General features: G+C 60.7%; 16 protein-coding genes, 2 tRNA genes and 1 riboswitch. Of the genes, 16 read left to right on the top strand and 2 right to left on the bottom strand.

Translation table 11 applies throughout. From position 1 onward, the window contains the following. Position 1: 1 nt before the first annotated feature. The 3 genes from AC07N4_RS23440 to argR all read left to right on the top strand — a co-directional run bounded on the left by AC07N4_RS23440 (position 2) and on the right by argR (position 2,994). Positions 2 to 1,114, top strand: coding sequence for a succinylglutamate desuccinylase/aspartoacylase family protein (locus AC07N4_RS23440; RefSeq protein ID WP_493065965.1), 1,113 nt, complete (start codon positions 2 to 4; stop codon positions 1,112 to 1,114). A gap of 23 nt (positions 1,115 to 1,137) precedes the next feature. Next, a complete protein-coding gene (locus tag AC07N4_RS23445) occupies positions 1,138 to 1,902 on the top strand; it encodes an ABC transporter ATP-binding protein (protein ID WP_003227281.1) in 765 nt (254 codons plus the stop codon). A gap of 111 nt (positions 1,903 to 2,013) precedes the next feature. Next, the gene (gene argR, locus AC07N4_RS23450; RefSeq protein ID WP_273540237.1) at positions 2,014 to 2,994 is read left to right on the top strand and encodes a transcriptional regulator ArgR; all 981 of its coding nucleotides are present in this window, start codon (positions 2,014 to 2,016) and stop codon (positions 2,992 to 2,994) included. Between the two features lie 48 nt (positions 2,995 to 3,042). Here the strand turns inward: argR and AC07N4_RS23455 are convergent, their stop codons facing one another. Then, positions 3,043 to 10,749 carry a dermonecrotic toxin domain-containing protein gene (locus AC07N4_RS23455; protein ID WP_493065964.1) on the bottom strand — a complete coding sequence of 2,569 codons (7,707 nt, stop codon included), beginning with the start codon at positions 10,747 to 10,749 and terminating at the stop codon, positions 3,043 to 3,045. A 306-nt stretch (positions 10,750 to 11,055) separates the two neighbouring features. Here AC07N4_RS23455 and AC07N4_RS23460 point away from each other — a divergent pair, with 306 nt between their 5' ends. The 7 genes from AC07N4_RS23460 (at position 11,056) to astE (ending at position 18,766) form a co-directional block, all read left to right on the top strand. Beyond that, a complete protein-coding gene (locus AC07N4_RS23460; RefSeq protein ID WP_096818105.1) occupies positions 11,056 to 12,276 on the top strand; it encodes an aspartate aminotransferase family protein in 1,221 nt (406 codons plus the stop codon). Positions 12,277 to 12,407: 131 nt separating this feature from the next. Then, complete coding sequence (aruF, locus tag AC07N4_RS23465) at positions 12,408 to 13,427, top strand: arginine/ornithine succinyltransferase subunit alpha (protein WP_096818103.1); 1,020 nt, start codon at positions 12,408 to 12,410, stop codon at positions 13,425 to 13,427. A gap of 51 nt (positions 13,428 to 13,478) precedes the next feature. Further along, positions 13,479 to 14,504, top strand: a complete 1,026-nt coding sequence (gene astA, locus AC07N4_RS23470; protein WP_096818101.1) for an arginine N-succinyltransferase — start codon at positions 13,479 to 13,481, stop codon at positions 14,502 to 14,504. Next, a complete protein-coding gene (gene astD, locus AC07N4_RS23475; protein ID WP_176504809.1) occupies positions 14,501 to 15,970 on the top strand; it encodes a succinylglutamate-semialdehyde dehydrogenase in 1,470 nt (489 codons plus the stop codon). The genes astA and astD overlap by 4 nt, the downstream gene beginning before the upstream one ends. 73 nt (positions 15,971 to 16,043) lie before the next feature. Then, positions 16,044 to 17,390: an N-succinylarginine dihydrolase gene (gene astB / locus AC07N4_RS23480; protein WP_192558777.1), complete on the top strand. Its 1,347-nt coding sequence runs from the start codon at positions 16,044 to 16,046 to the stop codon at positions 17,388 to 17,390. 62 nt (positions 17,391 to 17,452) lie between these two features. Beyond that, positions 17,453 to 17,743 carry a topoisomerase II gene (locus tag AC07N4_RS23485; RefSeq protein ID WP_192558776.1) on the top strand — a complete coding sequence of 97 codons (291 nt, stop codon included), beginning with the start codon at positions 17,453 to 17,455 and terminating at the stop codon, positions 17,741 to 17,743. A gap of 12 nt (positions 17,744 to 17,755) precedes the next feature. Next, complete coding sequence (gene astE / locus AC07N4_RS23490) at positions 17,756 to 18,766, top strand: succinylglutamate desuccinylase (RefSeq protein WP_493065963.1); 1,011 nt, start codon at positions 17,756 to 17,758, stop codon at positions 18,764 to 18,766. A 120-nt stretch (positions 18,767 to 18,886) separates the two neighbouring features. Here astE and AC07N4_RS23495 read toward each other — a convergent pair whose 3' ends face one another. After that, complete coding sequence (locus AC07N4_RS23495) at positions 18,887 to 19,396, bottom strand: 6,7-dimethyl-8-ribityllumazine synthase (RefSeq protein WP_457383046.1); 510 nt, start codon at positions 19,394 to 19,396, stop codon at positions 18,887 to 18,889. Positions 19,397 to 19,498: 102 nt separating this feature from the next. Then, positions 19,499 to 19,670: riboswitch (FMN riboswitch) on the bottom strand. Between the two features lie 197 nt (positions 19,671 to 19,867). Between AC07N4_RS23495 and ltaE the strand changes: the two genes are divergently transcribed. From ltaE to AC07N4_RS23525, 6 genes are all read left to right on the top strand, one after another. Next, on the top strand, positions 19,868 to 20,872 hold the full coding sequence (gene ltaE / locus AC07N4_RS23500) for a low-specificity L-threonine aldolase (RefSeq protein ID WP_102621025.1): 1,005 nt from the start codon (positions 19,868 to 19,870) through the stop codon (positions 20,870 to 20,872). Between the two features lie 146 nt (positions 20,873 to 21,018). After that, complete coding sequence (gene alaS / locus AC07N4_RS23505; RefSeq protein ID WP_493065962.1) at positions 21,019 to 23,637, top strand: alanine--tRNA ligase; 2,619 nt, start codon at positions 21,019 to 21,021, stop codon at positions 23,635 to 23,637. A 90-nt stretch (positions 23,638 to 23,727) separates the two neighbouring features. After that, positions 23,728 to 24,969 carry an aspartate kinase gene (locus AC07N4_RS23510; RefSeq protein ID WP_096818090.1) on the top strand — a complete coding sequence of 414 codons (1,242 nt, stop codon included), beginning with the start codon at positions 23,728 to 23,730 and terminating at the stop codon, positions 24,967 to 24,969. 187 nt (positions 24,970 to 25,156) lie between these two features. Then, complete coding sequence (csrA, locus tag AC07N4_RS23515; protein WP_002554426.1) at positions 25,157 to 25,345, top strand: carbon storage regulator CsrA; 189 nt, start codon at positions 25,157 to 25,159, stop codon at positions 25,343 to 25,345. A 62-nt stretch (positions 25,346 to 25,407) separates the two neighbouring features. After that, a tRNA-Ser gene (locus AC07N4_RS23520) sits at positions 25,408 to 25,498 on the top strand. A 107-nt stretch (positions 25,499 to 25,605) separates the two neighbouring features. Then, positions 25,606 to 25,678: transfer RNA gene (locus tag AC07N4_RS23525), tRNA-Arg, on the top strand.

The raw sequence follows: 25,678 nt of genomic DNA on the forward strand, positions 1-25,678 counted from the left end.
TATGGAACGCATCGACCACGTTCTGCCGTGGAGCCACCTGGGCAGCGAGCGCCGGATTTCGGTATTTCGCTTCGGTAGCGGTGAGCGTAAGGCCTACATCCAGGCCAGCCTCCACGCCGACGAATTGCCCGGCATGCGTACCGCCTGGGAACTGAAAAAACGCCTCGGCGAACTCGAAGCCAAAGGCCTGCTCAACGGCGTCATCGAGCTGGTGCCCGTGGCCAACCCGCTGGGTCTTGGCCAGTTGCTGCAAGGCAACCACCAGGGGCGCTTCGAGGCCGGCAGCGGCAAGAATTTCAACCGTGATTTCGTCGAGCTCAGCGCGCCGGTGGCCGCTAAGCTTCAAGGACAACTCGGTGATGATCCGCACGCCAACATCCGTCTGATCCGTCAGGCGATGGCCGATCACCTGGGCGCATTGCCCGAGGCCAGCAGCCAGTTGCAAGGCATGCAGCGCATCCTGCTGCAACATGCCGCCACCGCCGATGTGGTGCTGGACCTGCATTGCGACTGCGAAGCCGCACTGCACATGTATGCCTTGCCGCAACACTGGCCGCAGTGGCGTTCGCTCGCTGCGCACCTGGACGTGAAGGTCGGCCTGCTGGCGGAAGATTCCGGTGGCAGCTCGTTCGACGAAGCCTGTTCGCTGCCGTGGCTGCGTCTGTCGCGCCTGTTCCCGGACGCGCAGATTCCACTGGCGTGCCTGGCGACCACCGTTGAACTCGGCGGTCAGGCTGACACCACACCTGCACAGGCTGAGGCCTGGGCAGAGGGCATTCTGGCGTTCCTCGCCGAGCAAGGCCTGATCCGTGGCGAGTGGCCAAGCGCCGTGCGCGAACCATGCGAAGGCATGCCGTTCGAAGGCACGGAACTGCTCCTGCCGCCGCATCCTGGCGTGGTGAGCTTTCTGCGCAAGCCCGGCGAGTGGGTTGAAGCCGGTGACAAGATTTTTGAAGTGATCGATCCGCTGTCGGATCGGGTCAGCACGGTGTGTGCTGGTACGTCCGGGGTGCTGTTTGCCATTGAGCGGCTGCGTTACGCCCAACCCGGTTTCTGGCTGGCCAAAGTGGCGGGGCGCGATGCGCTGCGCGACGGCCCTTTGCTCAACGACTGACTGTTTTTGTGAGAACCGACCGCATGTACAAACTTGAAGTCCAAGACCTGCATAAACGCTATGGCAGTCACGAAGTGCTCAAGGGCGTTTCCCTGAAAGCGGCCGCCGGCGATGTGATCAGCATCATCGGCTCCAGTGGCTCCGGCAAAAGTACTTTCCTGCGCTGCATCAACCTGCTCGAGCAGCCGCACGCGGGCAAGATCCTGCTCAACAATGAAGAGTTGAAGCTGGTGGCGAACAAGGACGGCGCGCTGAAAGCCGCTGATCCGAAACAGCTGCAACGCATGCGTTCGCGCCTGTCGATGGTGTTCCAGCACTTCAACCTGTGGTCGCACATGACCGCGCTGGAAAACATCATGGAAGCGCCCGTTCACGTGCTGGGCGTGTCCAAGGCCGAAGCCCGCGAGAAAGCCGAGCACTACCTGAACAAGGTCGGCGTGGCCCATCGTAAAGACGCGTTCCCGGGGCACATGTCCGGTGGCGAGCAGCAGCGTGTGGCAATTGCCCGTGCGCTGGCGATGGAACCGGAAGTGATGTTGTTCGACGAACCGACTTCGGCCCTCGACCCGGAACTGGTCGGCGACGTGCTGAAAGTCATGCAGGCCCTCGCTCAGGAAGGCCGGACCATGGTGGTGGTGACCCACGAAATGGGCTTCGCCCGTGAAGTGTCGAACCAGTTGGTGTTCCTGCACAAAGGCGTCGTGGAAGAAAGCGGCAACCCGCGTGAAGTGCTGGTCAATCCGCAGTCGGAACGTTTGCAACAATTCCTCTCGGGCAGCCTCAAGTAATCGCTCCCGTTATGCACCAAATTAGGTCATGCTGCGCAGCGCGCCAGATGGTCTAATTTGGTTGCAGCCGATTTCGGTTTTTCCCTCTGTTTACGTTTCGGATCGCCCGCCATGACTGCCCATCGAATTGGTTTCCTGATTTGGCCCAGCACTAAAGCTCTGACTTTGGCGCTGGCAGAGGAGGCCTTGCGTGTTGCCCAGCGTGTGCATCCGGACGTGGTTTACGAATTGTCGTTCCTGCAAGCCGAGCCACCGCTTGAAGGCGAATGGCAACTGCCCGGCGAACCCTGGGCCGGCAAGCTCGAAAACTTCCAGAAACTGTTCCTGCTCGCCGATGAGCCGCCGACCACACTGGCGCCGGCACTCAGCAGCGCGCTGAAACAACTGGTGCGCGCCGGTTGTGTGATCGGCGGTCTGTCGGCCGGTGTGTATCCGTTGGCGCAACTCGGCCTGCTCGACGGTTATCGCGCTGCTGTGCACTGGCGTTGGCAGGACGATTTCGCCGAACGCTTCCCGAAAGTCATCGCCACCAGCCATCTGTTCGATTGGGATCGCGATCGCCTGACAGCGTGCGGCGGCATGTCGGTACTCGATTTGTTGCTGGCGGTGCTGGCCCGTGATCACGGTGCTGAACTGGCCGGCGCGGTTTCCGAAGAACTGGTGGTCGAGCGCATCCGTGAAGGTGGCGAGCGTCAGCGCATTCCATTGCAGAACCGTCTCGGCTCCAGCCATCCAAAGCTCACCCAGGCGGTGCTGCTGATGGAAGCCAACATCGAAGAGCCGCTGACTACCGATGAAATCGCCCAGCACGTGTGCGTGTCCCGTCGCCAGCTGGAGCGGATCTTCAAGCAATACCTCAACCGCGTGCCGAGCCAGTACTACCTGGAACTGCGCCTGAACAAGGCCCGGCAGATGTTGATGCAGACCAGCAAGTCGATCATTCAGATCGGCCTGTCCTGCGGTTTCTCCTCGGGGCCGCATTTCTCCAGCGCCTATCGCAACTTCTTCGGCGCTACGCCACGGGAAGACCGCAACCAGCGGCGCAGCAGCAGTCCGTTCGAACTGTCGTCGGTGCCGCCAGAGCGCGGTTGATCCGCTGCCAGCGACGCCATGGCTTTGGCTGCCATGGCGCTGTCTCGGTCAGTCTTCGATTTCCAGATCAGGCCTCATTTCCGGCAGTCTCGGCGTACCGTCGATGCCGGCAACGTTCAGGTTGTTACCCGTTTCCAGGTAGTAAGCCCGAACCCGGGCCAGGCTTTGGGGTGACAGTGGATTGTTGTGCAGGTCATAGCGGTCACCGACTGTCGCGGGCACATCCATAATTTCTTCCGGTATGTCAGTGATCGCATTGCCGGACAGGTCAAGCTCGTTCCAGTGCAGGTTTTCCAGGGTCCCTTTTGGTATCTCGGTGATCCCGGTATCGCTCAAATCCAGATCGGTCAGGGTGTGCAGGTTGCTGACGTCCGGCGTCAGCCCCAGTGGGTTGTCGCGCAGATTGAGCACTTCGAGGTTGTCCATCCCCGCCAGTGCCGCGACTGACTCGGGCGTCAGGCTGATCTCGCAGTCCGGCAGGCTCAGCGCCGTCAGTCGGTTCATGGTGAAAATATCCTTGGGAATATCGCCCAGATTGCATTCGCGAATGGCCAGGCTGTCGAGGCCGGGAAAGGCTTCGAGGAAGCGACCGAGGCGTGATGAGTGGCCGTCACCCACCAGAAACAGGTCCGGCACGTAGGGGAATGGGGCGCCCAGTGTTGGCAGTTCGCCGATGAAACTCACGGTATGGCTGAACCCGTAACTGTCGAGACTTGAATCCTCGATCGGGATCTTGCGCCAGCAGGTCAGCAGCGCTTCGGCGAACTGTGAGCGCAGTTGCTCCTGTCGCAATCGTGCGGTTTCCGACAGTGGCTGGCCGTTGAGCGGATTCGCCGGAATGTCGTCGCTCCAATGGGCGAGGCTGCGGGTGAGATCACTCAGCGCCGTTTCCCGACGTGCCACTTCCTGGCGACCGTCGGCCAACGTTCCGCTCAGGCGATAGAAGAAGGTGCTGGCCTGATCGTTGTCCATCGCGGGGTACAGCGTTTGCACCCGTGCGCGATCCGCCTCATCGGCAAGTACACCGAGATCACCGCCGGTGCGCCTGAAGTAGTCTTTGACCCGTTCACGAGTCGCAGGGGTCAGGGGGTTGTTGCCGAAGTCGTAGCCATTGCCGATTTCCGCCGGCAAGTTGAAAACTTCGTCTGGAATCTCACTGATGCGATTGTTGTTGAGGATGACGATTTCCAGCTCCGGATGATTGATCATCCCGATGGGTACCTCGGCAATCGCGGTACCGGCCAGATCGAGAAAATCCAGTGCCGGCAGGGAACGGATGTCCGGAGCCAACCCCAGCGGATTGTTGTACAGATCGAGTTTCTTCAAGCGCGTCAACGAAGCAAGAGTGGCGCGACCTTTGGTATCCAGCACCACCGCGCAGTTGCTCAGTACGAGACTTTCCAGGGCAGGCATGCGCCGGAATGAATCCGGCATTTGTTGCAAGCCCAGGTCGCGCAGTTCCAGGGTTTTCAGCCCTGTGAAAGCGCCGAAGAATCCGTCGCCGGCACGCAGTTGGGCATTGCCGGTGATCGACAGCGTAGTGACATGGCTGAAGTCTGCGCTCAGTGGCGGAAGTTCGCCGATGAAGGGGAGATTGAGAACCAGCCTGTCCGGTCGCACCTCGGGTTGGGCTGTTGAGCGGGCGCGCCAGAACGCTTGCAGATCCCGGCGATACTGATCGCGGCCGGAGCGCTCAACGACGTTGTCCTCGGCTGTGAGCAGTGCGCCAGTTGACGGATGTTGATCGGGCGTCTCCTCGACCCAGCGGTTAAGCGTCGCCTCCAGCTGTTGCCATTCCGTTTCCCACTGACCGATTCGAAGGCGGCCGTGATCAATCGTCCCCGGCAGCAGATACAACAATCGACTGGCTTGATCGGTATCCAGCGCGGGAAACAGCGCGAGCACGCGCTCGATATCAGCCTGCGGCATCGATACCCCGAAGTTTTGCCGGTTGCGCTGGTAGCTTGCCTTGATACGTTCGCGCGTGGCGGGGGACAACGGGTTTTCGCCAAGGATGAATTGGTTGGGCGAAAGCACGGGAAGGTCGAACAGGCTGTCGGGCAGTTCGCTGATCCGGTTGTGATCGAAGTTGGCCATGATCAGTGTCGGGTGTTCGACCAGGCCTTCCGGCAGGTGGGTGATTCCGGTGTCGATCAGGCGCACATGGGTCAACGCCGGCAATCCCTTCAACTCCGGTGTAGCGCCCAACGGGTTGTGGCTCAGGTTGAGGAACTGTAATCGGGTCAGCGATGACAGGCGAGCCTGGGTTTCATCCGTCATGACCAGCTCGCAATACTCCAGCACCAGCCGTTCCAGCGAAGGCATGCGCTCGCAAGCCTCTGGCAGGTGCTCCAGTTTGAACTCGTGCAGTTCCAGATGACGCACGCCGGTAAAGGATGAAAGGAAGGCATCGGCACCGCTCAGGGTAGGGTTGCCGTCGAGGGTCAGTTCGGCGATATGACTGAAGTCTGCCGACAACACGGGCAACTCGCCGACAAAGGGCAGATCCGTGATCAGCACATTGCCTCGTTCTGTGGGTTTCTCGGTAACCCGGAAGCGCCACAGTTCTTCGATCCGCTGAGCGAACAGTCGTCTGTTCGCCTGCATCACGAAGATCTGCCGTGGATTGAGTAACTGCCCCGTGGTCGGGTGAATGCTCGGCCCTGCCGCAGCCCATTGCGCAAGGTCGGCGTTCAGTTGACGGATTTCTGCCTGCCAGTGCCGCAGTTGGCTTCGGCTATTCTCCAGTGAGCCCGGCAAACTGTAGAACACATCGCTGGCGTCCTGCACGTCGAGGTCGGGAAACAGCTGCTGGGTGGTTTCGATATCGGCCGCGTCGGCGAGGACGGCGAAATCCTGGCCGGTTTCACGGCAGTACTGTTTGATCCTTTCTCGAGTGGCGAGGGTCAGCGGGTTGTTCGACAGGTCGTAGCCATCACCGGCCTGGGCCGATAGCTCAAAAAGAGCCTCGGGCAATTCGGTGATCTGGTTTTCACTGAGGATCGCGGTCTTGAGGGTTGGGTGATCGATCAGACCGGGCGGGATTTCCAGCAGGCCCGTACGCGACAGGTCAAGGTAGGACAGCGTGTTCAGGGTTTGCAGGTCGGGCACCTGATCCAGCAGATTGCGTGGCAGTTCCAGTGACTCGAGTTTCGACATGGCAGCAAGCGCCGTCAGCGACTCGGCGTTGAATCTCACCCCGCAGTTGTCCAATACCAGTACTTCCAGCATTGGCAGTCCGGTGAGGGTTTGGGTCAATTGATCAAGCTCGCCATTGCGTAAAAACAAGCGCTTGAGTCGGGGGAAGCTTCTGAGGAATGGCGCGTTGCCGCGCAGGCCTTTGTTGCCGTTGAGGGTCAGCGCGGTGATGTGGTTGAAGTCAGCGCTCATTTCCGGCAGGTCGCCGATGAACGTGGCCTCGGCAGTGAAGATATCGGCCCTTGCGTGCGGGTGGATTCTCGAGCGGTGACGCCAAAGCTGTTGCAATTTGCCGGCGAAAGTCTCGCGTGCGTCTTGCTCGGTGAAGCGCTCGTTGGCCTCCAGTGTTGCGCCGCTGTCCGGGTCGCGGTCTGGAATGTCTCGGGCCCAGCGAGTCAGATCATTGCTCAGCGTAGTTATCTCGGTTTCCCACGCCGTCAATTGCAAGCGGCCCTGAACCAGTGAGCCGGGCAAGCGATAAATCAGGCCGCTGGCCTGGCCTTCGTCGACGTCCGGAAACAGTGCTCGGGTACGGACGATATCGGCCTGTTCGGCGCGAACGCCGAAATTGACGCCCGTACGAGTGAAATAGGTTTTCACACGCTCGCGCGCGGCGGCGGAGAGCGGGTTGCCGGAAAAATCGTATCCGGCTCCGGCAGTGGGTGAGAACTCGAACAGCGCTGCGGGCAGCGTGGTGATCTGGTTGTCGGTCAGCCAGGCGCTCCTGATCTGCGGGTGATCGATCAAGCTGACGGGCACTTCGGCAATTCCGGTGCGCGACAGGTTGAGGTAGGTCAGCGAAGGCATGAAGGTCACGTCGAAGCTCGGTCCCAGCGGGTTGTCCTTCAGATCCAGCTCCACCAGTTCGTTGAGTGATGTCAGCAGCGCCTGGTTTTCCGGGGTCAGGGTGATTCCACATTTACGCAGCCGCAATTGGCGCAGAGCGGGCATGACCGAGATGCCTTGCGGCAGGTTGTGCAGGTCAAAGTTCTGCAGGTCGAGACGGGCCAATCGAGGGAAGCGACCTATGAAAGTCTCGATGCCTGCGGATGTTCCGCTGCCGCTCAATTCCAGGCTGATGACATGGCTGAAGTCAGCCGTCAGCACCGGCAGATCGCCCAGCAGCGGTTCGATAAAACGCATGCGGTAGCCAAAGCGTTCCGGGGTTTCCCGGCGCCAGCAACTGAGCAGGGTTCGGGCAAAAACCTGTCGATCGCGAGCCGCCGCTGCTCGTCGTGCCAGGGAAAGTGGCAGACCGGTTGCTGGATCGATCCGCACTTCCCTGAACCGCCATTGATCAAGGCTGTTTTCAAGGTTCGAATATTCGAGTCGAAGACGCGACAGCTCGGCAATCGGATTCTCCAGATGGCTTTGCAGGTGTTGCACCATTGCCCGTTGACCGTCCTGGGTGATGCCGGGAAAAACATCGCGCACCCGCGTTTCCAGGGTTGGGGGTGCCTCGTCGGCCGACACATTACGTGCGTAACCGTCTGTACCCAGCAGACGCAAGGTATCGACGCCAGATGCCGGCACAGATGCGTCCATCGATGTCAGACGCAGGTTGGCGCGGGGCAGGGGATTGTCGCGAATGAGCTGGCGGAGTTTTTGGCTTTCACCGATTTGCAGATTCAATGCCTGGCGCTGGGCATCGGGCAAGGCTTGCAGCACGCTGGTGTAGAAATCCGTCGGGCCGTGCAGTTCCAGTCCGGCCTGGTCGAACGGTTGCCAGGTGCCATCGGCCCGGCGCACCAGAACTTTCTCGATGGCCGCACCCACAGGACCGGTGGTGTCGAGCCTGTTCCCTGCAAACGACTGGTTTCGGACTTCGAGACTCACCGCGTCTGACCAACCCGGTAGCAGCGGCAGACTGTGCAGTGCCAGGGTTTCGGAATCCGGGTTGTGCACCGAATCGATTTCCAGTCCTTCATAGGCACGGGTGATCCGCAATTCGTGCAGGGCGTTTTCAGAGAGTCGCTGCTGACGCTCTGCAAACGCGCCTTCGCCCAGTTGCAGCAGCTCGGTGCCGGTAGCGGTGAGAACGAGTTCTTCGGTGATCCTGACGGGCAGTTGAGGTACGTGCCGTGCCACTTGTTTCACCAGCGGGGCATCGTGATGCTGGAGTGACTGATAGCGTTGTTCGAACAGGGCAGGGCGCTGCTGTTCTGCGATCTGCGCGAGCCGGATCCTGAGTTGACGACTGCGTACCTCGAGGGCGATTTTCTGCCCGAACTCTTCATTGAGCAGGGCGTGGACTTCGGCTTCGCCGAGGGTTTGCAGCAAAGTCTTGAGCAGGTCGCTGTCGATAAGCCGGTCGGCGTGAATGTCTGTCAGGGGGAGCTGCGCATTGTCGGAGGACTGCCAGACCGTTTCGCCCAAGGCATTGATCAGGCGCAGCCGTTTGGTGTCCGGCCACAAGCCCTGCTCGTTGAGCAATTGAAGCTGGATCAACGGATCGGCCTTGCGATAAATCGCTGGATCGTCGCTGGTCAGTTGCTCGATGAACGTCTGCAGATCCTGATCGATCCTGAAGCGCTCGATGGTGTCGGCCAGCAACGGTGGCACGCGCTCCTGATTCACGTGCATCTTGCGCAGGCCGCCTTCGGTGTAGCCGCTGACTTGAAGTATTCGCTCGCGCCGGGCCGGTGTGAACGGCTCCATGCGCGGGCCGATACGTCGCAGCACGGTAGCGCTGTCCCACTGCAGCGGGTTTTCCAGTTCGGTATGAAACGCCCCTTCGCCGTTATGCCGCACGATCGGTTCATAGGCATCGGTGCGCGCCGGGTGTTCGATCCGCAACTTGCCGGGTGTCTCGTGATCGTTGACGACGAAGTGCGCCTGCTCCAGCGGGAGCAGTTTTTTACCCTGATGCCAGTGCAAGCCTTGCGCGTCGGGTGTGGAGCCAGCCGCAGGCACGATGTCACGGGCGTAGCTTTGCAGATCCGGCTTCCAGTACAGGGTTTTGCCGTTGCGCAGTTTCACCGGCTGGAAGCGATCCATGAACGCCACCACCTCGGCCGGCAACACCTTGGGCAATTCGGCCATGGTGATACTGGTACCGATCCCGAAAGCGCCGAGCTGGATTAGCGATTCGAGTGCTGCGAAGAAATGTTCGCAGGCTTCGGTCGTTTGAGCTTCAGTCCAGTCGATGACCGATTCAAAGACCTCATCGAGCAGTTGGTAAGCGATGTACGCCATCATCATTTCGCCCAGAAACGGTACGAACGGCAAAACGACGAACGCGGCGATTTCCAGGATCGACGCCGCGACACTGACAAATGAATCCCAGCGCCTCCAGCGTGCATTGCGATCGACCATTGCGGTTGGAACTGCAATCACCGCCCCATCGTTGAGGATCTTGTTCAGCTTGCCCTGATAAAGATGTTCCCAAAGATCGCCGACGATGGGCGTGACAGCGAGTTGCAGGTCAGGCTTTTCGATGGGCGTCTCGCGCCAGGACGGCAATTGACTGCCGACCTGGGGCGGGTGCCATTTCACTTCGCTCAGGCGTTGCTTGAGCTGGTCGAAAAATTGTCCACGCTGCTCGTGAGCGAAAAAGCGGCTGAAGAATCGCTGATAGTCGGTCCCGCGCAATTGCCGGATCAGTTCTTTTGCAAGGTCTGCGGTGGAGCGGTACTCCTTGATCGGATGCTCCGGGTCATCCGGTAAGTAAGCCACCACGCTGACTGCGGTTTTCGTGCGTTCGAGGTCTGGCGCAAATATCACGATCCCGGTCAGGGCGACCGACATCATCGTCAGGTCGTGGCACCGCATTGGCTGGCCGTTCATCAATACGGTGGTTGCGCCATCCAGCAGGCTTTCAATCGACAGCAGATTCGCTTCACTGATATCGCCCTTCATCCGGGCCATCTTCAGTGCGACTCGCAGTGCGGTTTTTTGCGCCGCGTTGACTTTGTGTCTCAGCACAGCAGCCGCCACCGGATTGGAGATCGCGAGGTTTTCCTCGAGATAGATTTTGTAGCGGGCGCCGATATCCAGCTCCCGGCACAGGCGGGTAAAGGCCTGGATACCGGGTTTCGCATTGAGCGGCGCCAGCGTTTCGAATTGCCCCGTCGCCGACGGGCGGGTGATGAACGAGGAGCCGCTGGCATACGCCCCGGCTTCTGTTTCGCCAACCTCGAAGTTATGCAGCGCCGCCTCCAGCAGAGACACCGTCCACGTCCGGGTGCCGGTGGTCATGCCAGCCGCTGTGACGGGGATATACAACTGCAAAAAGGTTTCCCTGACATTCAGATCCAGGTCGAAGCGCGACTTCAGCGCCTCGGTCAGCAGAGGCTCGGCGAAGGTACTGGCGTTTTGCACGCGGTCGAGCATTTGATCGACAGCATTTTGTGCCGTCATGTGCTGGGTGATGGCGTTTCTGAGGGCGTCGTGCTGCGGTCGCGGGGCTGACTTGAGCGAGTCGGTGAGGGGGCGACGGCTGTTCTTCAATGCAGAGCGCCGGGCGGGTGAGGCCTTGCCCAGCCATTCGGGGATCGCTTCGGCCAGCGGTTCATAGTGAGAAGCGGGGTTGAGCGATTGCCCGGTGGTGGAAGACATCGTTGGCGTCCTTGAGCGTCGATAAGGAGCTCAAGCAGAGCAAAATGCATCCCGTGTCCGGTGGTACATATGTATGACAGCAAGCGCCTTCGTAATTGATAAGCTCGCAGGAGTGCTGCAATGGCCGGCGGCAGTTTAAACTGCGCCTTTGCGACGCTATATGTCGCATTGCCGTAAACCCGGGAAAATCCGGGGTTTGCGCTATAAGAAGTTGTCGCTTGGCGGCAAGGCCGGGCTGAAAACTGTCCTTACAATCCCCCCATCGCTCGCCAGTTTCAGGCGGGTGGCCCTCATCAGGAGACTCCGATGTCCGTTGAGCACGCTGCGGTACAACGCGCCGATTTCGACCAGGTTATGGTTCCCAACTACGCGCCTGCCGCTTTCATTCCGGTGCGTGGCGCCGGTTCCCGCGTCTGGGACCAGGCCGGCCGCGAGCTGATCGACTTCGCCGGCGGCATCGCCGTCAACGTATTGGGCCATGCGCATCCGGCGCTGGTCGGTGCCTTGACCGAGCAAGCCAATAAGCTGTGGCACGTGTCCAACGTGTTCACCAACGAACCGGCCCTGCGCCTGGCGCACAAGCTGATCGACGCCACCTTTGCCGAGCGCGTGTTCTTCTGCAACTCCGGCGCTGAAGCCAACGAGGCTGCTTTCAAGCTGGCCCGTCGCGTTGCGTTCGATCGTTTTGGCACCGAGAAGTACGAAATCATCGCTGCGCTCAACAGCTTCCACGGCCGTACTCTGTTCACCGTGAACGTCGGTGGCCAGTCGAAGTACTCCGACGGTTTCGGCCCGAAAATCACCGGCATCACCCACGTGCCGTACAACGATCTGGCGGCACTGAAAGCCGCTGTTTCGGACAAGACCTGCGCGGTCGTTCTGGAACCGATCCAGGGCGAGGGCGGCGTACTGCCGGCCGAGCTGGCTTACCTGCAAGGCGCCCGTGAACTGTGCGACGCGAACAACGCGCTGCTGGTGTTCGACGAAGTGCAGACCGGCATGGGCCGCACCGGCAACCTGTTCGCCTACCAGCATTACGGTGTGGTTCCGGACATTCTGACCAGCGCCAAGAGCCTGGGCGGCGGTTTCCCGATCGCGGCGATGCTGACCACCGAAGCGCTGGCCAAGCACCTGGTCGTCGGCACTCACGGCACCACTTATGGCGGCAACCCGCTGGCGTGCGCCGTGGCCGAAGCGGTGATCGACGTGATCAACACCCCTGAGGTGCTGAACGGCGTCAACGCCAAGCACGACAAGTTCAAGACCCGCCTGCAACAGATCGGCGAGAAGTACGGCCTGTTCACCCAGGTGCGTGGCCTCGGTCTGCTGATCGGTTGCGTGCTGAGCGATGCCTGGAAAGGCAAGGCCAAGGACATCTTCAACGCCGCTGAAAAAGAAGGCCTGATGATTCTGCAGGCGGGTCCGGACGTGATCCGTTTCGCCCCGAGCCTGGTGGTTGAAGACGCGGATATCGACGCCGGTCTGGATCGCTTCGAACGTGCTGCAGCGAAACTGACCCAAGCCTGATTCATGCAAGACCGCCCGGCGCCTGTCGTTATCGGCAGACGCCGGGACAATTTTCCTGTGCCGGGCCTGCCCGGCATTTTTTTCCCGAGTCGGCGCTTTCGCCGACCTGAAGTAGAGAAAGGAGTGACACCATGCTGGTGATGCGCCCCGCGCAAATGGCTGATCTGGGCGAGGTACAGCGTCTGGCTGCGGACAGCCCGATTGGTGTCACTTCCTTGCCGGATGACGTTGAACGCCTGAGCGACAAGATCGCCGCGAGCGAAGCCTCGTTTGCTGCCGAAGTGAGCTTCAACGGTGAAGAAAGTTACTTCTTCGTCCTTGAAGACACCGCCACCGGCAAACTGGTGGGCTGCTCGGCGATCGTCGCTTCGGCCGGTTATTCCGAGCCGTTCTACAGCTTTCGCAACGAGACCTTCGTGCACGCTTCCCGCGAGCTGAAGATCCACAACAAGATCCACGTGCTCTCGCAATGCCACGACCTGACCGGCAACAGTCTGCTGACCAGTTTCTACGTGCAGCGCGAGCTGGTGGGTTCGCCGTTCTCGGAACTCAACTCCCGTGGCCGTCTGCTGTTCGTCGCCAGCCACCCGGAGCGGTTCGCCGATTCGGTGGTGACCGAGATCGTCGGTTACAGCGACGAGAACGGCGACTCGCCGTTCTGGGACGCCATCGGTCGCAACTTCTTCGACTTGAACTACGCCGAGGCCGAGCGTCTGTGTGGCCTGAAAAGCCGCACGTTCCTCGCCGAACTGATGCCGCATTACCCGATCTACGTGCCGCTGCTGCCGGACTCCGCTCAGGAAGCGATGGGCCAGGTTCACCCGCGTGCGCAGATCACCTTCGACATCCTGATGCGCGAAGGCTTCGAGACCGATCACTACATCGACATTTTCGACGGCGGCCCGACCCTGCATGCACGCGTCTCGGGGATACGTTCGATCGCCCAGAGCCGTGTGGTGCCGGTGAAGATCGGTGAGCCGGTCAAAGGTGCCGGGCGCCAGTATCTGGTAGCCAATGCCCAGTTGCAGGATTACCGCGCGGTATTGCTGGAGCTGGATTACGCGCCGGGCAAACCGGTGACCCTGGATCTGGAAGCGGCCGAAGCCCTGGGCGTCGGTGAAGGTGCCAGCGTGCGCCTGGTGGCGGTTTAACGCCTTAGCGAGTTTCACGGGTGGCCACGGCGGCCCGTTTGAGGAGATAGCATGATTGTTCGTCCCGTACGCAGCAGCGATTTGTCCGCTCTGATCGACCTGGCCCGCAGCACCGGCACCGGCCTGACCACGTTGCCGGCCAACGAAGAGCGCCTGACCCACCGGGTCGGCTGGGCCGAGAAGACCTTTCGCGGTGAAGCCGGCCGTGGCGACGCGGACTACCTGTTCGTGCTCGAAGACGACAACGGTCGCGTGGTGGGGATTTCCGCCATCGCCGGCGCCGTCGGTCTGCGTGAGCCTTGGTACAACTTCCGTGTCGGCCTGACCGTCAGCGCCTCGCAGGAGCTGAACATCTATCGCGAGATCCCGACGCTGTTCCTGGCCAACGACCTGACCGGCAACTCCGAACTGTGCTCGCTGTTCCTGCACGCCGACTACCGCACCGGCCTCAACGGTCGCATGCTGTCCAAGGCGCGGATGCTGTTCATCGCCGAATTCCCGCAGCTGTTCGGCAACAAGATCATTGCCGAGATGCGCGGTGTGTCGGATGAAGCCGGCCGTTCGCCGTTCTGGGAAAGCCTGGGCCGTCACTTCTTCAAAATGGAATTCAGCCAGGCCGATTACCTGACCGGCGTCGGCAACAAGGCGTTCATCGCCGAACTGATGCCGAAATTCCCGCTGTACACCTGCTTCCTGTCGCCGGACGCGCGCAACGTCATCGGCCAGGTGCACCCGGACACCGAGCCGGCGCTGGCGATGCTCAAGAGCGAAGGTTTCAGCTATCAGGGCTATGTCGACATCTTCGATGCCGGCCCGGCCATCGAGTGCGAGACCAGCAAGATCCGCGCAGTGCGTGACAGCGAGGCGCTGGTGCTGGCCATCGGCACGCCGGGCGAAGACGCCACGCCGTTCATCATCCATAACCGCAAACGCGAAGACTGCCGCATCACGGCTGCGCCGGCCCGTCTGGCCGCCGGCACGCTGGTGGTCGATCCGCTGACCGCCAAACGTCTTCAACTCAACGCTGGCGATCAGGTTCGCGCCGTGGCGTTGTCCGCTGCTCGGGAGTCGAAATAATGAATTCGCTATACATCGCAGGTGAGTGGCTGGCCGGTCAGGGCGAGGCCTTTCAATCGCTGAACCCGGTGACCCAGCAAGTGCTGTGGTCGGGGGAGGGGGCCACCGCCGCTCAGGTCGAGTCGGCCGTGCAGGCTGCGCGTCAGGCGTTCCCGGGCTGGGCCCGTCGTACCCTGGAAGATCGCATCAGCGTGCTCGAGGCTTTCGCCGCCGCGCTGAAAAACCACGCCGACGAACTGGCCCGCACCATCGGTGAGGAAACCGGCAAACCGCTGTGGGAAGCTGCGACCGAAGTCACCAGCATGGTCAACAAGATCGCGATCTCGGTGCAAAGCTACCGCGAACGTACTGGCGAGAAGAGCGGCCCATTGGGCGACGCCACCGCCGTGTTGCGCCACAAGCCCCACGGCGTGGTAGCGGTGTTCGGCCCTTACAACTTCCCTGGGCATTTGCCGAACGGCCACATCGTGCCGGCGCTGCTGGCCGGTAACAGCGTGCTGTTCAAGCCAAGCGAGCTGACGCCGAAAGTCGCCGAGCTGACGGTCAAGTGCTGGATCGAAGCCGGTCTGCCGGCCGGCGTGCTGAACCTGCTGCAAGGCGCCCGTGAAACCGGGATCGCTCTGGCGGCGAATCCGGGCATCGACGGTCTGTTCTTCACCGGTTCGAGTCGTACCGGCAATCACCTGCACCAGCAGTTCGCCGGTCGTCCGGACAAGATCCTCGCGCTGGAAATGGGCGGCAACAACCCGCTGGTGGTCGATCAGGTCGCTGACCTCGATGCGGCGGTGTACACGATCATTCAATCGGCGTTCATTTCCGCCGGTCAGCGTTGCACCTGCGCCCGTCGTCTGCTGGTGCCGCAAGGCGCGTGGGGCGACAGTCTGCTCAAGCGTCTGGTGGACGTCAGCTCGACCATCGAAGTCGGCGCGTTTGATCAGCAGCCGGCGCCGTTCATGGGCTCGGTGGTTTCCCTCGGCGCGGCGAAAGCGTTGATGGATGCCCAGGCACATCTGCTGGCCAATGGCGCAGTGTCGCTGCTGGCAATGACTCAGCCACAGGCGCAGTCGGCGCTGCTGACCCCGGGCATCGTTGATGTGACGGCGGTTGCCGATCGCTCCGACGAAGAACTGTTCGGCCCGTTGCTGCAAGTGATCCGCTACGCCGATTTCGCGGCAGCGATCGCCGAAGCCAACGACACTGCTTTCGGCCTGGCCGCTGGCCTGCTGTCGGATTCCGAAGAGCGCTACCAGCAGTTCTGGCTGGAAAGCCGTGCCGGTATCGTCAACTGGAACAAACAGCTGACGGGGGCTGCGAGCAGCGCGCCGTTCGGCGGTGTCGGCGCTTCGGGCAACCACCGCGCCAGTGCCTACTACGCGGCGGATTACTGCGCGTACCCGGTGGCCTCGCTGGAAACCCCGAGCCTGGTGATGCCGGCGGCCCTGACGCCTGGCGTGAAGATGGCGTGAGGCGCGTCGCGCCTCGATTGCACTCGATTGTTATTTGATGCCTATAAAAACAGATTCTCGTGGAGCCTCGCTGATGAAATCCTTTGAAGTCAATTTTGACGGTCTAGTGGGGCCGACCCATAACTACGGTGGTCTGTCCTACGGCAACGTTGCGTCCCAGAGCAACAGCCAGCAGTCCTCGAATCCGAAGGAAGCGGCGCTGCAAGGCCTGGCGAAAATGAAAGCGCTGATGGAAATGGGCTTTCAGCAGGGCGTTCTCGCACCGCAGGAGCGTCCGGACGTGGCTGCTTTGCGCCGTCTGGGTTTCAGCGGCACCGACGCCCAGGTCATCGAGCGCGCCGCGAAAGACGCGATGCCGCTGCTGGTCGCCAGCTGCTCGGCGTCGAGCATGTGGGTGGCCAACGCCGCCACGGTCAGCCCGAGTGCCGACACCGCTGACGGTCGCGTGCATTTCACCGCCGCCAACCTCAATTGCAAATATCACCGCAGCATCGAGCACCCGACCACCAGCCGCGTGCTCGGTGCGATGTTCGCTGACCAGCAACACTTTGCTCACCACGCCGCATTGCCGGCGGTGGCGCAGTTCGGTGACGAAGGCGCGGCCAACCACACACGTTTCTGCCGTGAGTACGGCGAGGCGGGCGTCGAGTTCTTCGTGTTCGGTCGCAGTGCGTTCGACACCCGTTACCCGGCGCCGCAAAAGTACCCGGCGCGCCAGACCCTCGAAGCCTCGCAAGCCGTTGCCCGTCTGCACGGCTTGCGCGACGAAGGCGTGGTCTACGCGCAGCAGAATCCGGCCGTGATCGATCAGGGCGTGTTCCACAACGACGTGATCGCGGTAGGCAACGGCGAGGTGCTGTTCTATCACGAGGACGCGTTCCTCGACACCGAGCAGATGCTGGCCGAGTTGCAAACCAAGCTGGCCAAGGTCGGCGGCAAGTTCCAGTCGGTCTGCGTGCCACGCTCGGCGGTCACCGTGGACGACGCGGTGCGTTCTTACCTGTTCAACAGCCAATTGCTGTCGCGCCCTGACGGTTCGATGCTGCTGATCGTGCCGGAAGAGTGCCGTGGCAACGAGCGCGTGTGGAACTACCTGCAAGGCCTGACCAGCTCCGGCGGCCTGATCCGTGAAGTGAAGGTTTTCGACCTCAAGCAAAGCATGCAGAACGGCGGTGGCCCGGCGTGCCTGCGACTGCGCGTCGCGCTCAACGAAACCGAGCTGGCGGCCGTCAACCCAGGGGTTATCATGACCGCCCCGTTGTACGGTTCGTTGACCGCATGGGTTGAAAAGCACTACCGCGACCGCCTGAGCGAAAGCGATCTGGCGGACCCGCAATTGCTGCTTGAATGCCGGACGGCACTGGATGAACTGACGCAAATCCTTAAACTGGGCGCGGTTTATCCATTCCAGATCAATTGATGGCCGGCGCGCCGCCTGAACGCGGCGCGCGGCTTGTCACCCCAACAGAGCGTAAAAAAGACATGAGCGATTCCCTGCGGCTGATCCTTGAAGACACCGACGGCAAGCAACTGGAAACTTCCTGCACCCGCGTCGCGGTCATGTGGCAAGGCAAAGAGCTGTGGATACAGCAGGACGGCCGCGGCCAACTGTTGATCGGCGTGGACGTCGAAGAAGGCGATGCTGAATACGCCAACCTGCTGTTGCGCCCATTGGCGACTAATCTGGTAAGTCTGCAACTGGAGATGGAACCGGCTGACCTCGGCGACGATGACGGTCACGTGCACGGCCCGGATTGCAACCACGACCACTAAGGAAACCGCTCTATGCTCGCCCTCGGCAAACTGCTTGAACTGACCCTCGCCGGCCGCGAACCGGCGGAGAAGACTCAACTGACTGTCGAAGGCGTGCGCATGCGCTGGTTGAGCGAGGGTGCGCTGGAAGTCCGGCCACCCGAAGCACGCGACAATGGCCTGGATCTACTGCTGTCGGCAGGCATCCATGGCAACGAAACGGCGCCGATCGAATTGCTCGACCGGTTGCTGCATGACATCGCCCGCGGCGACTTGAAGCCGCGCGCACGCATTCTGTTCCTGTTCGGCAACCCGGAAGCGATTCGCAAGGGCGAGCGTTTCATCGAGCAGGACGTCAATCGGCTGTTCAACGGCCGTCATGAACAAAGCAGTGGCTCCGAAGCCCTGCGCGCCTGCGAGCTGGAACGCCTGGCGGCGAGCTTCTTCAGCGTGCCGGATCGTCAGCGTCTGCACTACGACTTGCACACGGCGATTCGCGGTTCGAAGATCGAGCAGTTCGCCCTGTATCCGTGGAAGGAAGGTCGCCAGCATTCCCGTCTTGAACTGTCCCGTCTGCGTGCGGCCGGCATGGAGGCGGTGCTGTTGCAGAACAAGCCGTCGATCGTGTTCAGTTCCTACACCTACGACAAGCTCGGTGCCGAGTCCTTCACCCTGGAACTGGGCAAGGCGCGGCCGTTCGGGCAGAACGCCGGGGTCAATGTGTCGCTGCTGGAAACCCGTCTGAAGCAGATCATCGAAGGTACCGAGCCGGAGATGGCCGAGCAGGGGCTGGACGGTCTGCAACTGTTCAGCGTGGCCCGGGAAATCATCAAGCACAGCGATGCGTTCCGCCTGAACCTGCCGGCGGACATCGAAAACTTTTCGGAACTGGATGTGGGTTATGTGCTGGCCGAAGACCTGGCCAATACCCGCTGGATCATCGAAGAGCAGGGCGCGCGGATCATCTTCCCCAATCCCAAGGTCAAGAACGGCCTGCGGGCAGGCATTCTGATCGTGCCGACCACTGACGAAAATCTCGCCTGATAGCACCGTATCACCGATGTGGGAGCGAGCTTGCTCGCGAATGCGATCTGATATTCAACACTGATGTTGACTGTCAGTCCGCTTTCGCGAGCAAGCTCGCTCCCACAGTTTTTATGATGCTTAGACCGCTACAGCACGCGGCTCGGTGCGGCGCAACGCACGCACTTTCTGCAGCGTATCCGCGCAAGTCTTCGCCGCTTCCTGACCCTTGTGCACGAAATGCTCGAAAAAGAACTTGTGGTGTTCTTCGCCGGCATGGAAGTGGTGCGGGGTGAGGGACACCGAGAACACCGGCACTTCAGTTTCCAGCTGAACCTGCATCAGGCCGCTGACCACCGACTGGGCGACGAACTCGTGACGGTAGATCCCGCCGTCCACCACCAGGGCGGCGGCAACGATACCGGCATAACGACCGGTCTTGGCCAGCAGCTTGGCGTGCAGAGGCATTTCAAAGGCGCCGCCGACTTCGAAGAAATCGATGTCCGATTCCTGATAGCCCTGGGCGATCATTTCGGCGAGGAAGCCTTTACGGCTCTGGTCGACGATTTCCTTGTGCCAGCAGGCCTGGATGAACGCGACGCGCTCGCCGTGAGTGTGTTTGCTTTTGCTGTCGATAGCGGTGGGTTGCATGTTCTGACTCCTGTTTGTGTGAAAAACAGGGCGTTATGAATCGAAAGGGATTCAAGGGTACGCACGCTCGCGCGAACACGGCGGACGGCCCTTTGGCGTCAATCCCGTTCTCTCTTCATCCGGACTATGACCGTCGGCCCCGGAATCACACCGGGTCTGCTGACCTTGCCGCCGCTCACGGCTTTTGCCGTGCCTGACACCAAGCGCTCGCGGGCTATGCGCATTGCGCGCAATTACCGCCGGTGGGGAATTGCACCCCGCCCTGAGAACGTTTCGCCGCCCTTTATCGGGCGGCGCAGCGTTTTTAACACAGATCGGCGGGCTGTGCATTGCGCCTTTGTGATGATTGCCATCGGATTTTTCGAAGCGTGGAAACGACTTTTCCTTGCGCGAGGGTTGATTAATCCGCGTCATGCCCGCAGTAATTCCTCTACGAAAAGGGATTTCCCCTGCTGACTAGAGGCCAGGTTCATGAGCGTTATCGATCTTCGCAGCGACACCGTCACCCAACCGACTCCCGCCATGCTCGACGCGATGACCGCTGCGGCCACCGGTGACGATGTGTATGGCGAAGATCCGACGGTCAATCGTCTGGAAGCCGAACTGGCAAAACGGCTGGGTTTTGCTGCGGCGCTGTTCGTCCCGACGGGCACCATGAGCAACTTGCTGGGCTTGATGGCGCATTGCGAACGCGGTGACGAGTACATCGTTGGTCAGCAGGCGCACACCTACAAGTACGAGGGCGGTGGCGCAGCGGTACTCGGTTCGATCCAGCCGCAGCCGCTGGAAGTGCAGGCCGATGGCTCGCTGGACCTGGATCAGGTGGCGGCGGCGATCAAACCTGACGACTTCCACTTCGCCCGCACCCGTCTGCTGGCGCTGGAAAACACCATGCAAGGCAAAGTGCTGCCGCTGGAGTATCTGGCCCGGGCTCGCCAGTTCACTCAGGACAACGGACTGGCCCTGCATCTGGACGGCGCGCGGCTGTACAACGCGGCGGTCAAGCTAGGGGTCGATGCCCGGGAAATCACGCAACACTTCGATTCGGTGTCGGTGTGCCTGTCCAAAGGCCTCGGCGCACCGGTCGGCTCGGTGCTGTGCGGTTCGGTCGAGTTGATCGGCAAGGCGCGGCGCCTGCGCAAGATGGTCGGCGGCGGCATGCGTCAGGCGGGCTTGCTGGCGGCGGCGGGGTTATATGCGCTGGATCATCACGTCGAGCGTCTGGCGGATGATCATGCCAACGCGCAATTTCTGGCCGAAGGCCTGCGTGCGGCCGGTTTCACCGTCGAGCCGGTGCAGACCAACATGGTTTACGTGCAGATGGGCGACCGTGCCGAGGCGATCAAGGCGTTTGCCGCCGAGCGCGGGATCAAATTGAGCGCTGCCGCCCGTCTGCGGATGGTCACGCACATGGACGTCAATCGTTCGCAAATCGAGCAAGTGATCGCGACATTCGTCGAGTTTTCGCGCAAGTGACAGCGTTAGCCCCTCAATTGACCGTTTCTATCGTATAAACACGCTGTACCCCGCGCGCAGGGCCGATATAATGCGGCCCTTTGCCGTCGTTTCGTCTGTTGACGTTTCGTACAGGCCTTTGGCCGCAGCCTCCGTGGAAGAACCTAATGAAAAGCGCAGAAATCCGTGAAGCCTTCCTTCGCTTCTTCGAAGAGCAAGGCCACACCCGTGTAGCCTCCAGCTCTTTGATTCCGGGCAACGACCCAACCCTGCTGTTCACCAACGCGGGGATGAACCAGTTCAAGGACTGCTTCCTGGGCCAGGAAAAGCGCGCGTACACCCGTGCGACCAGCAGCCAGAAATGCGTGCGTGCCGGTGGCAAGAACAGCGACCTGGAAAACGTCGGTTATACCGCCCGTCACCACACCTTCTTCGAAATGCTGGGTAACTTCAGCTTCGGTGACTATTTCAAGCACGACGCGATTACTTTCGCCTGGACGTTCCTGACCGGTGTCCTGAAACTGCCGAAGGAAAAGCTCTGGGTCACCGTCTACGCCTCCGACGACGAAGCGTATGACATCTGGACCCAACAAGTCGGTGTGCCGGTCGAGCGCATGATCCGCATCGGCGACAACAAAGGCGCGCCTTACGCGTCCGACAACTTCTGGACCATGGGCGATACCGGCCCGTGCGGCCCATGCACCGAGATTTTCTACGATCACGGCGACCACATCTGGGGCGGCCCTCCGGGCTCGCCGGAAGAAGACGGTGACCGCTACATCGAGATCTGGAACAACGTGTTCATGCAGTTCAACCGCACCGCCGACGGCGTGTTGCATCCGTTGCCAGCGCCGTCGGTGGATACCGGCATGGGCCTGGAGCGGATCAGTGCGGTGATGCAGCACGTCAATTCCAACTACGAAATCGACCTGTTCAAGAACCTGCTGAGCGCATCGGCCGAAGCAATCGGCTGCGAAAATGGCGATCAGTCGTCGCTCAAGGTTGTTTCGGACCACATCCGTTCGTGCGGTTTCCTGATCGCCGACGGCGTGCTGCCGTCCAACGAAGGCCGTGGCTACGTGCTGCGCCGGATCATCCGTCGTGCCTGCCGTCACGGTAACAAGCTGGGCGCCACCGGCAGCTTCTTCTACAAGATCGTTGCAGCGCTGGTCGCCGAAATGGGTGAAGCGTTCCCGGAACTGAAGAAGCAGCAATCCAACATCGAGCGCGTGCTCAAGGCTGAAGAAGAGCAGTTCTCCAAGACTCTGGATCACGGCTTGAAGATCCTCGAGCAGGATCTGCTGGAGCTCAAAGGCACTGTGGTGCCGGGTGACGTGGTGTTCAAACTCTACGACACCTACGGTTTCCCGATGGACCTGACCGCGGACATCGCTCGCGAGCGCAGCCTGACCATCGACGAAGTCGGTTTCGAACGCGAGATGGAAGCCCAGCGTGTTCGTGCACGTTCGGCCAGTTCGTTCGGTCTGGACTACAACACGCTGGTCAAGGTCGATGTGGCCACCGAGTTCACCGGTTACACCGACACCAGCGGTTCGGCGAAAATTGTCGCTATCTATAAAGATGGCCAGTCGGTCGACGTCTTGAATGAAGGCGAAGAGGCGGTGATCGTTCTGAATCAGACGCCGTTCTACGCTGAATCCGGCGGCCAGGTGGGCGACTGCGGTTATCTGCAGGCCGGCAACAGCCGTTTCGACGTGCGCGACACCACCAAGACCGGCGGCGCGTTCCTGCACCACGGCGTGCTGGCGTCCGGCAGCCTGCTCATCGGCGCACCAGTGGAAACCCACGTGGATGCCGAGGTGCGTCATGCGACTTCGTTGAACCATTCGGCCACCCACTTGCTGCACGCTGCATTGCGTCAGGTGCTGGGTGAGCATGTTCAACAGAAAGGTTCGTTGGTTGATAGCCAGCGCCTGCGCTTCGACTTCAGCCACTTTGAAGCGATCAAGCCTGAGCAAATCAAAGCGCTGGAAGACATCGTCAACGCCGAGATCCGCAAGAACTCCGCTGTTGAAACCGAAGAAACCGACATCGAAACCGCCAAGCAGAAAGGCGCGATGGCGCTGTTCGGCGAGAAGTACGGCGACAACGTGCGCGTGCTGAGCATGGGCGGTGATTTCTCCGTCGAGCTGTGCGGCGGTATCCACGCCAACCGTACCGGCGACATCGGCCTGCTGAAAATCATCAGCGAAGGCGGTGTGGCATCGGGTGTGCGTCGTATCGAAGCGGTCACCGGCGCTGCGGCGCTGGCTTACTTGAACGCTGCTGAAGAACAACTCAAGGAAGCGGCCAGCCTGGTCAAGGGCAGCCGCGACAACCTGATCGACAAGCTGTCGGCTGTGCTGGAGCGCAACCGTGCGCTTGAAAAGCAGCTCGAGCAGTTGCAGGCCAAGGCCGCTGCTGCCGCAGGCGACGATCTGTCGGCCTCGGCCGTGGACGTCAAGGGCGTGAAGGTCCTGGCCGTGCGTCTGGATGGTCAGGACGGCAAGGCGCTGCTGGCGCTGGTCGATCAGCTGAAAAACAAACTCGGTCGCGCAGTGATCCTGCTCGGCAGTGTCCATGAGGAAAAGGTCGTACTGGTCGCTGGCGTGACCAAGGACCTGACTGGCCAACTCAAAGCCGGTGATTTGATGAAAAAGGCTGCTGCGGCAGTGGGCGGGAAGGGCGGTGGTCGTCCGGACATGGCGCAGGGCGGCGGTATCGACGCCGGCGCACTGGATGGCGCACTGGCGCTGACCGTTCCATTCGTCGAGCAGGGTTTATAAGACGGCCCGTCGGGCCCGCAGTCTAGTGGCGGGCCTGGCGGCTGTTTGAGTGATTATTGGGCGCCCTTCATGGGCAGAGGCGGCTTTGAAATGGCTTTGATCGTACAGAAATTTGGAGGCACCTCGGTCGGCACTGTCGAGAGAATCGAGCAGGTCGCCGACAAGGTTAAGAAATTCCGCGATGCCGGCGATGACCTGGTGGTTGTGCTGTCTGCAATGAGCGGCGAAACCAACCGTCTGATCGATCTGGCCAAGCAAATCAGTGGCGAAGATCAACCGGTTCCGCGTGAACTGGACGTGATCGTTTCCACCGGTGAGCAGGTGACGATTGCCCTGTTGGCCATGGCGCTGATCAAGCGCGGTGTGCCAGCGGTGTCGTACACCGGTAATCAGGTGCGGATCCTGACGGACAGTGCGCACAATAAAGCGCGTATCTTGCAGATTGATGACCAGAAGATTCGCGGCGACCTGAAGGCTGGCCGCGTGGTTGTGGTTGCCGGTTTCCAGGGCGTCGACGAGCACGGCAACATCACGACCCTGGGTCGTGGTGGTTCCGACACCACCGGCGTGGCGCTGGCCGCTGCGTTGAAGGCTGACGAATGCCAGATCTACACCGACGTCGATGGTGTCTACACCACTGACCCGCGTGTGGTATCGGTCGCTCAGCGTCTGGACAAGATCACCTTCGAAGAGATGCTGGAAATGGCCAGCCTCGGTTCCAAGGTGCTGCAGATCCGCGCGGTGGAGTTCGCCGGCAAGTACAACGTTCCGCTGCGCGTACTGCACAGCTTCAAGGAGGGTCCGGGCACCCTCATTACTATTGATGAAGAGGAAACCATGGAACAGCCGATCATTTCCGGCATCGCTTTCAACCGCGATGAAGCCAAGCTGACCATCCGTGGCGTGCCAGACACCCCGGGCGTGGCGTTCAAGATTCTCGGCCCGATCAGTGCCGCGAACATCGAAGTCGACATGATCGTGCAGAACGTCGCGCACGATAACACCACCGACTTCACCTTCACCGTGCACCGCAATGACTACCAGGCCGCACAGACCGTGCTGGAAAACACCGCTCGCGAGATCGGTGCCCGTGAAGTCGTCGGCGACACCAAGATTGCCAAGGTCTCGATCGTCGGCGTCGGCATGCGTTCCCACGCAGGTGTGGCCAGCCGCATGTTCGAGTCCCTGGCGAAGGAAAGCATCAACATCCAGATGATCTCGACTTCGGAAATCAAGGTTTCCGTGGTGATTGAAGAGAAGTACCTGGAACTGGCCGTGCGCGCCCTGCACACGGCTTTCGAACTGGACGCTCCGGCCCGTCAGGGCGAGTAATCCTGGTCAATGAAGGGCGCGGTCTGACCGCGCCCTTTATTTTTTGAATGGCGCGAGCCCTGAACTGTTCTTTTGCTCGCGCTGGTCAATACTCAGGCATGTAGGGCTACGATCGCTCCGGTTGTAGGTCGGGTGCCTTTTTTTTGCAGACTGTTGTCCCTGAAATGATTCGCGTGAGGAGAAAGGTATGCTGATTCTGACTCGTCGGTGCGCAGAAAGCCTGATTATCGGTGATGGCGAAATCACCGTGACCGTGCTCGGCGTCAAAGGAAATCAAGTGCGTATCGGCGTCAACGCCCCGAAAGAGGTCGCCGTGCACCGTGAGGAAATCTACCTGCGTATAAAGAAAGAGAAGGACGAAGAACCAAGCCATTAATTTTTATCGATTTTTATGTTTGCAAACGGGGAAAAGGTTGGTTAAGATACGCCCCGTGTTGCGGAGAGCTGGCCGAGTGGCCGAAGGCGCTCCCCTGCTAAGGGAGTACACCTCACAAGGGTGTCGGGGGTTCGAATCCCCCGTTCTCCGCCATTATTTGCTTAGTACGTTGTAATCTGGCTTTTTCTGTAAGTTGTTGAAATTAATAGAAAAAGTGGTTGGAATAGAGATTAGACGGGCTATAATGCGGCGCAACAAATGCACTCGTAGCTCAGCTGGATAGAGTACTCGGCTACGAACCGAGCGGTCACAGGTTCGAATCCTGTCGAGTAC

This window comes from Pseudomonas sp. GW821-FHT09E04 (genome assembly GCF_059416185.1).

Coding starts and splice junctions, on each gene's coding strand:
- AC07N4_RS23440 (WP_493065965.1), top strand. CDS start 2: ATGGAACGCATCGACCACGTTCTGCCGTGGAGCCACCTGGGCAGCGAG.
- AC07N4_RS23445 (WP_003227281.1), top strand. CDS start 1,138: ATGTACAAACTTGAAGTCCAAGACCTGCATAAACGCTATGGCAGTCAC.
- argR (WP_273540237.1), top strand. CDS start 2,014: ATGACTGCCCATCGAATTGGTTTCCTGATTTGGCCCAGCACTAAAGCT.
- AC07N4_RS23455 (WP_493065964.1), bottom strand. CDS start 10,749: ATGTCTTCCACCACCGGGCAATCGCTCAACCCCGCTTCTCACTATGAA.
- AC07N4_RS23460 (WP_096818105.1), top strand. CDS start 11,056: ATGTCCGTTGAGCACGCTGCGGTACAACGCGCCGATTTCGACCAGGTT.
- aruF (WP_096818103.1), top strand. CDS start 12,408: ATGCTGGTGATGCGCCCCGCGCAAATGGCTGATCTGGGCGAGGTACAG.
- astA (WP_096818101.1), top strand. CDS start 13,479: ATGATTGTTCGTCCCGTACGCAGCAGCGATTTGTCCGCTCTGATCGAC.
- astB (WP_192558777.1), top strand. CDS start 16,044: ATGAAATCCTTTGAAGTCAATTTTGACGGTCTAGTGGGGCCGACCCAT.
- AC07N4_RS23485 (WP_192558776.1), top strand. CDS start 17,453: ATGAGCGATTCCCTGCGGCTGATCCTTGAAGACACCGACGGCAAGCAA.
- astE (WP_493065963.1), top strand. CDS start 17,756: ATGCTCGCCCTCGGCAAACTGCTTGAACTGACCCTCGCCGGCCGCGAA.
- AC07N4_RS23495 (WP_457383046.1), bottom strand. CDS start 19,396: ATGCAACCCACCGCTATCGACAGCAAAAGCAAACACACTCACGGCGAG.
- ltaE (WP_102621025.1), top strand. CDS start 19,868: ATGAGCGTTATCGATCTTCGCAGCGACACCGTCACCCAACCGACTCCC.
- alaS (WP_493065962.1), top strand. CDS start 21,019: ATGAAAAGCGCAGAAATCCGTGAAGCCTTCCTTCGCTTCTTCGAAGAG.
- AC07N4_RS23510 (WP_096818090.1), top strand. CDS start 23,728: ATGGCTTTGATCGTACAGAAATTTGGAGGCACCTCGGTCGGCACTGTC.
- csrA (WP_002554426.1), top strand. CDS start 25,157: ATGCTGATTCTGACTCGTCGGTGCGCAGAAAGCCTGATTATCGGTGAT.